This is a genomic window from Roseburia inulinivorans DSM 16841 (genome assembly GCF_000174195.1).
Taxonomy (GTDB): Bacteria; Bacillota; Clostridia; order Lachnospirales; family Lachnospiraceae; genus Roseburia; species Roseburia inulinivorans.
In genome coordinates, this window is record NZ_ACFY01000106.1 from 1 (window position 1) to 10,444 (window position 10,444).

A 10,444-nucleotide genomic window follows, 5' to 3' on the forward strand; every position below is an offset into this window, starting at 1 on the left:
GTTTTTCTTTCATTTACGTTACGAATGACTTGTGGGAGGACGCTTATACATGCCCGATCAACGCTGTGAATTGCACCACAAAGTCTGCGATTTACGTTGTGGAACTCCGGTTATTGGATGAGTGCCTATAAAGAAAGGTGGCGACAACATGCAGTCAAATTCAAGTGACATAGTTTCAAACGGCTTTCTCAATATCTAAAGTGTTCACCTCCTCAAAATGGAAGTTATAGCCATGAGCAAAACTCCACATACTCAGTATTTATGCATGTTTGCGAGGCATGGCAACCTCTTTTATCACTCCAAATTTATAGTAACAACCAGCTCCAAATGGTATAATTAAGTTGTCAAAATCAATTCACCGAGAGGAGCTGATTGTTATCTATCGTCAAGAAATTTTGAAAGACATCCGTCTTTTCACTTCACAACCAGTTGCAAAGTTTTACGATTCACTTTTTCTGAATCTCGATTTATCCTTTGTCCATGAATTCCCTAAAACCGGACGAAAAGGCTTTTCCAATCATGCCATGATTTGTTCGTTTATCGTTATGAGGTGTGAAGGCTTTTCAATGATTACGGATCTTGTTGATTATCTTAACAACAACCTTCTAATCGCCCATTACTGCGGTTTTGATATTTCTGCTCCGTTGCCTTCTTACTGGACGTTTGATCGTTTTCTAAAACAGCTTGATAACGATGTACTTTCATCCATTATGAAATCCCAAGTTCTTTATCTTTCAAAACAAGGTATTGTTGATACATCTTTTATTGGTTTGGACTCTACTCCGATTGCTGCAAACACTTCACAGAATAATCCTAAATCTTTTCTCTCCAACAAATTTAAGCCTGATAACCAGCCCAAAGCAGATACTGATTGCAAACTTGGCGTACATACTGCTTCTAACCAAACAAACGAGAAAAAGTATGAATTCTACTGGGGTTACAAAAACCACGTCCTTGTTGACTGTATTTCAGGTCTTCCCATTTATGAACTGACCACTACCGCCAATGTCCATGATTCCACTGTTGCGCTTGATATTTTGGCTGACACACATACCTTTCTGCCGATAACCGAATGTACCTTTCTTGCTGATAAAGGCTATGATGTTAAAAATATCTATAATCAGGTACAGGAACTCTACCAAGGCGAATGTATTATTCCATTAAACAAACGATCCACCAAAAATCCAAAACTTCTTCCACAGGGAAATCCTGTCTGCGATGCCGGGTTTGCCATGTGGAAGGATGGTAAATTTTCTGATAATGGACGTACACGCCAAAAATTCTGCTGCCCACTAAAATCAAGCAAAGACGCTGATTGTCCCTGCCATCACAAAAATTTTTACAACGGCAAGAAGCATCGCGGCTGTACAAAATACATCACCATTCCCGATGATTTAAGACTCTCCGTCGACAGAGACAGCAAATATTTCAAAAGTAATTACTCTCTTCGTACAGAATGTGAAAGATACAATTCACGTTTCAAAAATACAGGGCAGGAACGTATGTGGGTAAGAAATAAATCATCTGTTACCAACTTGAATACAATTGCCCATATAAGTCTGTTAGCGGTTGCTGTTGCGGCAATCACCACCGGCACAGGGCAATCCTATCGTAAGCTTAAAGCTGTAAAGCGAATCGCATAATAAAGAGCTATTCATATCTCCCCATTTGCGTAGGTTCTGGACTTACGTCAGCTTTGCTATGTCATAAATTCCCATTCTTTCCGATTTACAAAAGCTAACTGCCAAATCCAACTTTTAAATCAATTCGTTTTGCTCATCTCTCAGCAAGTTATCTTATTTTCCATAAGTAAAGATTAAAAATATGTTTGTATTTCCACCAAAAACATAGATACCAATGTCCGTAATATTTATTTGTCCTTTGTATACATATATTTCTTGAAACACCGCAACCTTTTATTATTACTTTTTTCATATTGACACCTTATTACAACGATATGAATATTTATTTACTATCATACATAATCAACTCTTCTGCATATGGAAGTGACTCTACCCACTTGCAAAATGTGTCTACCCACTCTTCTTTAAGTCTATGATGTCTGCGCTGAAAATACATATTGCGAAGCTCTGCATAATTTGTATCCAATGTTCTCATTTGCTCAAACCCTTCTGGCAACATACGTTTTGCTCTAACAAGAAGTCTGTTCATTTTTCATTATCTTTTGTTGTTCTCTGTATTTCCTTATATTCCAAACGAAGAGATTCAAGTTTGTTTACCGTATAAGTCCACCAATCAATGTCTTCCTCACAAAAAACAAATGTATCTAATGTAATAGGTTCATTATTATTAAGTAGTTTGTGCATGGTTGAACAACTATTTTTTGTATTAAAATGATAGGTATCACCTTCAGACCACCAATATCTAGGCATGTCTACATCGACTGCAACATGAATCATTCTCATAAATTTACAATGTTCAGAACCGGCTTTAATAAGCGTCTGTGCAAGTTTCATATCATTTTCACCGATAATATAGTTATCATTTCCTTTATATCCAAAACAATATTCTCCTACTTCGTGACATTTATCACAATATTTTTCATCATCGCAACCATAATGGCTATCGCTCTTACTCCAACTATTCTTAGGATTCCTCATTCCTCTGAGTGCGTGTTCAAATCCCCATACTTCTGTATTCTCAAATTTCAAATCTTAATCCTCCTATTTCTTAATTCTAATAAAAGTTTCTTAATTCTAATAAAAGTTTAGCTTCTTATAAATTCATAAAATTATTTACTAAATATTCGATTTGCTCTCGAATATGGAAGTTATCGAAGAGCATCCCCTAATTGCAGCAAGCCACTACGGATACTTTCTCCAGCTCCACCAATAGCCTGCGCTATAATGATTGCAGCAACTATGATCGCTACTGCAACAATAATCTTTCCAATCAAATGTTGATATTCTTTCATTTCAATTACCTCCATCTACAAATCTCGATTGCCAAAATCATTAATACCATAATTCTACCATAATCATACTTACAATTCTATTTTATTCTGTTAAAATTCATTTATTTCAAGGATGCAGATTGAGTTTTGGTATTATCCTGTAGGTACTCATCCCATAACCGCGAGTTCCATAACGTGAATTGCAGATTCTGTGGTGCGATTCACAGCGTAAATTGGGCATGTATAAGCGTCCTCTCACAAGTCATTCATAACGTAAATGAATGAAAAACGGTACAGACAAATATGATTTTCTTCGTGAGCCATGGAGCTGGGATTCTAACAATCATGGAAGCTTCAGCTGAACATGATTGTTGTTCAGAAGCCCAGCGAAATGTCCGGCGAACAGGAACATCATATTTCGTCTGTACCGTTTTTCTTTTCATAAACCTATAAAATCACGACTTGTGAGAGGAAGCTTATACATGCCCGATCAACGTTGTAAATTGTCAAACCTCCAGTTTCCGGTAAACCGTAACATACATGGTAATAAAGCAGGCCAGTCCCCCTATCAGGTTTGAAATCGGTTCTGCAAGAAATACTCCTGTGACGCCGATTTCCGGGATCATTGGCAGTAAAAACGTAAGCGGTACAACAATGATGACCTTCCTTAACATGGAAAAGAAGATTGCCTGCTTTGATTTTCCAAGTGCCTGAAATGTCGTCTGCCCGGTGAATTGAAATGCCATGAAGAAAAATCCGAAGAAATAGATATGCATGGATTTTACTGTAAGCGGCAGCAATTCTGCATCTTTATTAAAAATCATCACAAACTGGTTCGGAAATAACATCGTCATTCCCCACGCAAATAATGTATAAACCAGAAGAATGACCGCCGTATAGCGGATTGTCTGTTTCACTCTCCCATATTCTTTCGCACCATAATTAAAACTCATGACCGGCTGTGCCCCATTTCCAACACCGGAAACTGGCATATGGATCACTTCACGCACAGAATTGATGATAGTCATCGCTGCGATATACATATCTCCACCGTACATCGCCAGATTGATATTGCATACCATCTGCACGAGGCTGTTCGTCACCGACATAGTAAAACCGGATAAACCGAGCACAAGAATCTTTTTGACGCGGTCTGTTTTTAATTTCAAATAATTTTTATCTAACCGGATCGTCGCCTTTTTCCCGGTAAGGAACCGGAGTGTCCAGCAGGCGGCTGCAAACTGCGAGATCACCGTTGCCAGCGCTGCTCCCTGTACCCCCATTTTCATTTCAAAAATAAAAATTGGATCCAAAATCAGGTTGCAGACTGCACCGATCGATACCGTCATCATTCCGATATTGGCAAAGCCCTGCGCATTGATAAATGCATTCATACCAAGGCTTAACATCACAAAAAGTGTTCCGCATAAGTAGATTGTGAGATAAGAATCCGCATATCCGTAAATATTTTTACTTGCACCAAGCAGGTATAGCATCGGCCTTTTTACCAGAAACATCACCACACTGAACACTACTCCAATGACCACTAACAGGTTGAATGAATTGCCTAAAATATACTTTGCTTCCTCCTCATTTCCTTTTCCCCTCTCTATAGAAAAAAGAGGAGCACCGCCCATTCCTACCAGATTGGCAAAAGCAATTGCCAGTGTGCAGATTGGGAATGCCACTCCAAGTCCGGTCAAAGCCTCCGTCGCATGATCCGGGATACGTCCGATAAATACCCGGTCAATAATGTTATATAAAATATTGACAAACTGTGCCAGCGTCATCGGAAGCGCAATCCGTGCCATATGGGATAAAATACTTCCCTTCGAAAAATCATTTCGTACTGCCATTTTTATAACTTCTCTTTAAATTTTTTTACTGCTGCCACTGCAACACCAATATCGATCACTTTGTTTTCTGCTCTGCTTTCATGAGTTTCTTCCCTGTCGCGCAGATATCATTTAACACACAGCGGTCACAATGCGGATTTGTCCGTGCTGTACAGACATCCCTGCCATGCTCCACCAATCTGTGACAGAAATCATTCCCCTCTTCCGGTGGAATGATCTTCCACAGTTCCATCTCTACTTTTTTCGGTTCCTTGATGTCTTTTACCAGTCCCATGCGGTTCACCAGACGGATACAGTGTGTGTCTGTGACGATCGCCGGTTTTCCGAACACATCCCCCATGATCAGATTCGCACTTTTGCGTCCGACCCCCGGAAGTTTCAACAGTGCATCAAAATCATCCGGCACTTTTCCACCGTACTGCTCTTTTAGCATTTTCATGCATGCACTGATATCTTTTGCCTTACTTTTTCCAAGTCCGCATGGACGCACAATCTCCTCGATCTCAGAGACACCGGCTGCCGCTAATGCGTCGACATCCGGGAACTTCTCATATAACTTTTCCACGATCACATTGACTCTCGCATCCGTACACTGCGCAGCCAGACGGACACTCACCAAAAGTTTCCATGCCTCATCATAGTCCAACGTACATCCCGCGTCCGGATACGCTTCTTTCAAACGTTTGATAATCTCAAGTGCTAACTGTTTTTTTGTCATATCTGCTTCCTCGATTTTCTGCCTTCCAAATCTACTGTTTTTTCTTGTATTGCAAAGTCTGATCCTGTTTAGACTGTTTTCTCCTGCATCTCATCCAGTTCTGTCTCCGTCTCCACCAGACGGTCTAAAATGCTCTCCTGATTGCTCTGCTCCGCCGCAATCGCCTGCTCCAATTCTGTCAATTTCTCATAGTCCGTGGCGAGTGCCGTGTCCATCTGCTGCATTTGCAGCTCTGCGAGCCGTTCCTCACTCTCACCGAGCATTTTTTCATACTTGACAAGCTGCTGCTTTAATCTGGAAATAATCTTGCCCGGATTATAATACGTCTTTTTATCAAACACATCGGATAACGTTGGCGGATTACTCTGACTTCCGACTTGTGATATATTTCTGTTATCTGCTGCTTCGCCAGCTACGTTTCTGGATTTTCCACTGTTTCCTGCGGCATTTGTTTTGTTTCCACCAATCAGTCCCTGTGCTTCTTTCTGCTTCTGCTCCAGATATTCCTCATAAGTGCACGGATAATACTGTACTTTATCTGCCTGAAAATCAAGGATTCCCGTTGCGATCTCCTTAATAAAATACCGGTCATGCGAGACAAATAAAACTGTTCCCGTATAACTTTTTAACATCTGCTCCAATGCTTCTTTTCCAACGATATCCATATGGTTTGTCGGCTCGTCCAGAATCAGAAGATTCGGTCTGCGCTTAAACATTTTACATAAAGCAAGACGCACCTTCTCTCCACCGGATAACTGTCCCAATTCTTTGTATACATCATCCCCGGAAAAAAGAAAACTTCCCAGCGCACTGCGCACTTCTACTTCTTTTAAGGTCGGATATTCTTCCCAGAAATCTTCCATGATCGTCATTTTCGGATTCTGACTCTCGGCAACCGCCGCCTGCTGATCAAAATATCCCCACTCCACGCCTGTCCCGAATGAAAACTGACCGCCGAGCTTCGGCAGCTCCCCAACTAACGTTTTTAAAAGTGTCGACTTTCCTTTTCCGTTTTCACCGATCACCGCGATCCGCTCCATGCGGTGCAGCTCAAAAGATACTTTGCTCAAAACGGAATCATAACCGATCTGTAAGCCCCGGACGGACAACACATCATGATAGCTGGCCGTCTGCGGCAGAAACTGTCCCTGAAACGCTTTTGTATCGAACTTGCGCGGCTTTTCGATCAAAACCATATGCTCGATCACTTTTCGTTTGGAACGTGTCGCCGCAACCTTTGTCGGTGTATTCTTCCACTTTTCGATCCAGTCTGTGAGACGCTTGATCTCCGCCTGCTGTGCCTCGTAATCTTTTTCCTGCTTTGCTAATGCTTCCTCTTTCTGCCTCAAAAATGCTGTATAATTGCCCGGATAACGCCTGATCCTGTGATATTCGATCTCGTAAGTCACGTCAATCACGCGGTCTAAAAACATCCGGTCATGCGACACGATCACAACCGCTTTCGGATAATTTTTCAGATAACCTTCCAGCCACTCGATCGTTGGCATGTCCAGATGGTTGGTCGGCTCATCCAAAAGCATGATATCCGGCTGGCTCAAAAGCAGTTTTACGAACGCCACTTTTGTCTGCTGACCACCTGAAAAAGTTCCAATCGGTCTTTGCAGGTCTTTTAACGCAAACCCGAACCGTTGGAACATTGTCTCCATATCCTGTCTGTAGGTGTATCCCCGCAGTGCCTCCATCTTCGCCTGCAATGCGGCATATTCCTTTAATAAATGCTCAGAAGTATCCGTTTTCATTTGCTCTGTCAGTTCCTGCATTCGTTTTTCGCAGGAAAAAACAGGCGCAAACACTTTTAAGATTTCCTCTTCTACCGTGATACTGCTGTCCTCAAAACTGATCTGTCTCAGATAGCCGATCCGCTGTTTTCCTGCCATGACAATACCGCATTCCTCGTCACTGTCCGGATTTGCCATCTCCACTTCACCGGAGATCAGCTTTAAAAGCGTTGTTTTTCCACAGCCATTTCTTCCGATGATTGCTATTTTTTCATGATCATGTATCTCAAAATTTACATCTTCTAATATGGTATCTGCCGCATACTTTACAATTGCATGCCGTATCTGATATCTCATTTCTATTCTTCCTTTTTAAACTTTGCAAGAAACGCATGCCACTTTTCTTTTATTTTTTCCACCCAGGCATGCCATTTTTCTTTTACACCGTCAAGCCACGCCTGTCTTTTTTCCCTGCGCTCCTGCTTTCTGGCTTCCTTTTCTGCCTTTTTACTTTGCAGCTTTTCTTCTTTTTCCCTTGCAGCCTCTTCTCTTTCCAGTGCGCGCAGCTGGATCTTCTGATTCTTTTTCTCCTCTTTTGCGCGGAGCTTCTGATTTTTCTTCACCTGTTTTTTTGCAATCTTTTCCACTTCTGAAATATAATCTTTTGCATTTTTCACACGCTTTTTGTCCTGCTTATACGGATCGTAGAAGAAAAATGCCGCTGTTCCAATGATCAGGACAACCACGATTCCCATTGCAAAATATGGCAGGAAAAGGTCATATTCCGGATATTTCAGCTCGTAGCAGACAAAAATAACCATCATCACCGGAAAAACCATCAGATAGAGCAGTTTACATAATATATTCACCAGTTTATTTCTCCATTTGTCCTGTGCGAGCAGTGCCCCCTCTACGCCGGTGCATGCGATCATAAACAGACAAATCTGTGACTCAAAACCATGAAGCACACCACAGATTCCAATCATAACAACAGACAGCAGAAACAGGGAAAATGCACATCCCTGATAGTATGCGTTTTTGTATTCGCGCATACCTTTCAGTTTATCCTCTGTAATGCCGTTCATCTCGTAAATCTGAGTATTGATCTTCTCCTGAAACTCCTGATTGAACTTCCGGCTCTCTCTCGTCCGGTCCAGATTCTCATTGATGTCGCTGTTTAAACCATCGATGACTCTCTGTTCTTCGATCATCTGCTCTAAAACAGCATCTTCCGCTTCCCGCTGCCTTTTGATCTGTTCCTTGATCCACTGGGATTTCTGAATGCGCAGACTCTCTTTGAGATTCGCTTTTTCTTCCGTTGCCGGTAACTGTGTATTTGAAACTTCCGTGTTGATATCTTTTTCCATATTGATCCCTGCTTCTTTTGTATCTTACTGTTGATTTTTACGGTCTGCACAATGTGTGTGAGCCTTCTCCGAATAGTTACATTTTACCCACATGCAGGCTAATCCGCAAGTGGATTTTCGACAGATCCGGATGCAAGGCTCTGATTGTTTTTTATCAAAAAACCAAGTCCATGATCACCTCATGACGGAACACCTCTGCTTCATTGCTCCCGTCATACTTTTCACGGTATAAATTATTGTTCATTCTCGTCCCTCGCCATTTTTGCCATGGTACTGGTAGCTATACCAGCCTGCTCGCAAATGTCTTTTTTCTTCATTTTACGGTCAATCAGCATCTTGAAAAATTTGTTATATGATACGTCCATACATTTCTCCTTTGCGAATCAGATTAAAAATTCACATAACAGAAGTATTATAACATAGACGCAGAGACCATATACAAACAGCTCTGTGAAAAAGAAAAGTAATGCTTTATTCGTGAATTTCCAATGGTAGATTGTCAGGGTCATAAAAGAATGTCATTTTTTTGCCTGTGTAAATATCGAATCTGATCGGCTCAGTTATAATGCCCTTTTTATTCAATTCTCTTACGGTATTATCGACCGAGTCTACAGCAAAGGCAAGATGCCTGAGACCGTAAGCCTCTGGATAACTGGGGCGCTTTGGACAATTTTTAATGATAAAAAGTTCTAATTCTATCCCATCGAGTTGAAGATCAATTTTGTAATCATCACGTTCTGGTCTGTAATTTTCCCGAATAATAGAAAATCCTAACAGATCCACATAAAAGTGCTTTGATTGCTCATAGTTGCTCCCAATAATGGCAATGTGATGAACTTTTTTCAAATTCATGGTGTATTTACCTCTCTCCTACTTTGTTTGAATACATGAACATTATATCATGAAGCTTAGTCCGCAGTGTATGCCAGAAAAATCAAAGATTTTTCTGGCTGACGGGCATTCGCCCTATCACTCTCGATATATACAGACCTCACCATGCAAGCATGTCCGGTCTGTATATTCTCGATTGGCACTGCTCATTGCTTACGCACATTATATCATATTGCTAAATTCATTAACACTAAGATTCTAACATAATCGCATCTGCAATTCCACTTCTTTCTAATTAGAATACAGAATGTCCGCATTGTGGTGCACCTAAATATTGCAAGAAGTTTCTTACAAAGCAAAACTTCTTTCATTGTATTTTATATAGAATAAAAAGTATGACTATGATAGAATTACAATATCAATGAATTTTGCGAATCAGAATTGTAAAGGAGTGAAGTTGAAATGAAAATCCGTAAGGCAGAGGAAAAAGATATTCCCAGACTTCTTGCACTGTTGGAGCAGGTATTGCAGATCCACGCTAAGATCCGTCCGGATATTTTTATTCCCGGCACCACCAAATACACTGTCTGCGAACTTGCAGAGCTTTTGAAGCAGGAGGATAAACCCATCTACGTTGCCGTGAACGAGGATGATGTGTGTATGGGCTACGCCTTCTGTCAGGTGAAGGAGCAGCCATTTTCCACGAACATGATTCCCTTTAAGTCGCTATTCATCGACGATTTGTGCGTTGATCAGCAGGCACGGGGACAGCACATCGGAGAAAGCCTGTTTGAATATGTGAAGCAGCAGGCAAAAGAGCAAGGCTGCTATGAGGTAACACTGAACGTCTGGGCAGGAAACACTTCGGCAGAACACTTCTACGAAAAAATGGGGATGAAGACAAAGGAACGGCAGATGGAATATATCCTGTGACCGCCAAGTCATCGTGAACGACTGCATTTTGCCGTTATCTCATAGGCACTCATCCCGGAGTTTAACTTATGAACTGCCGCCTGTAG

General features: G+C 41.2%; 11 protein-coding genes. 2 read left to right on the plus strand and 9 right to left on the minus strand.

What is annotated here, in order from left to right; translation table 11 throughout:
* Nucleotides 1-341 precede the first annotated feature (341 nt).
* Nucleotides 342-1,643 carry a transposase gene (locus tag ROSEINA2194_RS12390; RefSeq protein WP_007887560.1) on the plus strand — a complete coding sequence of 434 codons (1,302 nt, stop codon included), beginning with the start codon at nucleotides 342-344 and terminating at the stop codon, nucleotides 1,641-1,643.
* A 322-nt stretch (nucleotides 1,644-1,965) separates the two neighbouring features.
* Here ROSEINA2194_RS12390 and ROSEINA2194_RS22120 read toward each other — a convergent pair whose 3' ends face one another.
* The 9 genes from ROSEINA2194_RS22120 to gloA2 all read right to left on the minus strand — a co-directional run bounded on the left by ROSEINA2194_RS22120 (nucleotide 1,966) and on the right by gloA2 (nucleotide 9,446).
* Nucleotides 1,966-2,118, minus strand: coding sequence for a hypothetical protein (locus ROSEINA2194_RS22120; RefSeq protein WP_252832622.1), 153 nt, complete (start codon nucleotides 2,116-2,118; stop codon nucleotides 1,966-1,968).
* 50 nt (nucleotides 2,119-2,168) lie between these two features.
* A complete protein-coding gene (locus tag ROSEINA2194_RS20455) occupies nucleotides 2,169-2,672 on the minus strand; it encodes a hypothetical protein (RefSeq protein ID WP_007887564.1) in 504 nt (167 codons plus the stop codon).
* A gap of 119 nt (nucleotides 2,673-2,791) precedes the next feature.
* Nucleotides 2,792-2,935, minus strand: a complete 144-nt coding sequence (locus ROSEINA2194_RS21185) for a hypothetical protein (protein WP_172681212.1) — start codon at nucleotides 2,933-2,935, stop codon at nucleotides 2,792-2,794.
* A 485-nt stretch (nucleotides 2,936-3,420) separates the two neighbouring features.
* Nucleotides 3,421-4,770: an MATE family efflux transporter gene (locus tag ROSEINA2194_RS12400; protein WP_007887568.1), complete on the minus strand. Its 1,350-nt coding sequence runs from the start codon at nucleotides 4,768-4,770 to the stop codon at nucleotides 3,421-3,423.
* A gap of 55 nt (nucleotides 4,771-4,825) precedes the next feature.
* Nucleotides 4,826-5,488 carry an endonuclease III domain-containing protein gene (locus tag ROSEINA2194_RS12405; RefSeq protein ID WP_007887570.1) on the minus strand — a complete coding sequence of 221 codons (663 nt, stop codon included), beginning with the start codon at nucleotides 5,486-5,488 and terminating at the stop codon, nucleotides 4,826-4,828.
* 68 nt (nucleotides 5,489-5,556) lie between these two features.
* Nucleotides 5,557-7,584: an ATP-binding cassette domain-containing protein gene (locus ROSEINA2194_RS12410; protein ID WP_007887572.1), complete on the minus strand. Its 2,028-nt coding sequence runs from the start codon at nucleotides 7,582-7,584 to the stop codon at nucleotides 5,557-5,559.
* A 2-nt stretch (nucleotides 7,585-7,586) separates the two neighbouring features.
* Nucleotides 7,587-8,594 (minus strand): hypothetical protein, encoded by a 1,008-nt coding sequence (locus tag ROSEINA2194_RS12415; RefSeq protein ID WP_007887573.1) that lies wholly within the window; start codon nucleotides 8,592-8,594, stop codon nucleotides 7,587-7,589.
* 233 nt (nucleotides 8,595-8,827) lie between these two features.
* Nucleotides 8,828-8,959 carry a helix-turn-helix domain-containing protein gene (locus ROSEINA2194_RS21190; RefSeq protein WP_007887581.1) on the minus strand — a complete coding sequence of 44 codons (132 nt, stop codon included), beginning with the start codon at nucleotides 8,957-8,959 and terminating at the stop codon, nucleotides 8,828-8,830.
* A 106-nt stretch (nucleotides 8,960-9,065) separates the two neighbouring features.
* Nucleotides 9,066-9,446, minus strand: coding sequence for an SMU1112c/YaeR family gloxylase I-like metalloprotein (gloA2, locus tag ROSEINA2194_RS12420; RefSeq protein ID WP_007887583.1), 381 nt, complete (start codon nucleotides 9,444-9,446; stop codon nucleotides 9,066-9,068).
* Between the two features lie 441 nt (nucleotides 9,447-9,887).
* Between gloA2 and ROSEINA2194_RS12425 the strand changes: the two genes are divergently transcribed.
* Nucleotides 9,888-10,358, plus strand: coding sequence for a GNAT family N-acetyltransferase (locus ROSEINA2194_RS12425; RefSeq protein ID WP_007887586.1), 471 nt, complete (start codon nucleotides 9,888-9,890; stop codon nucleotides 10,356-10,358).
* Nucleotides 10,359-10,444 lie beyond the last annotated feature (86 nt).

What these genes read in the sequence shown, in the direction of transcription:
- ROSEINA2194_RS22120 (WP_252832622.1), bottom strand. Translation starts at nt 2,118, where the DNA reads ATGAGAACATTGGATACAAATTATGCAGAGCTTCGCAATATGTATTTT.
- ROSEINA2194_RS21185 (WP_172681212.1), bottom strand. Translation starts at nt 2,935, where the DNA reads ATGAAAGAATATCAACATTTGATTGGAAAGATTATTGTTGCAGTAGCG.
- ROSEINA2194_RS12400 (WP_007887568.1), bottom strand. Translation starts at nt 4,770, where the DNA reads ATGGCAGTACGAAATGATTTTTCGAAGGGAAGTATTTTATCCCATATG.
- ROSEINA2194_RS12405 (WP_007887570.1), bottom strand. Translation starts at nt 5,488, where the DNA reads ATGACAAAAAAACAGTTAGCACTTGAGATTATCAAACGTTTGAAAGAA.
- ROSEINA2194_RS12410 (WP_007887572.1), bottom strand. Translation starts at nt 7,584, where the DNA reads ATGAGATATCAGATACGGCATGCAATTGTAAAGTATGCGGCAGATACC.
- ROSEINA2194_RS12415 (WP_007887573.1), bottom strand. Translation starts at nt 8,594, where the DNA reads ATGGAAAAAGATATCAACACGGAAGTTTCAAATACACAGTTACCGGCA.
- ROSEINA2194_RS21190 (WP_007887581.1), bottom strand. Translation starts at nt 8,959, where the DNA reads ATGGACGTATCATATAACAAATTTTTCAAGATGCTGATTGACCGTAAA.
- gloA2 (WP_007887583.1), bottom strand. Translation starts at nt 9,446, where the DNA reads ATGAATTTGAAAAAAGTTCATCACATTGCCATTATTGGGAGCAACTAT.
- ROSEINA2194_RS12425 (WP_007887586.1), top strand. Translation starts at nt 9,888, where the DNA reads ATGAAAATCCGTAAGGCAGAGGAAAAAGATATTCCCAGACTTCTTGCA.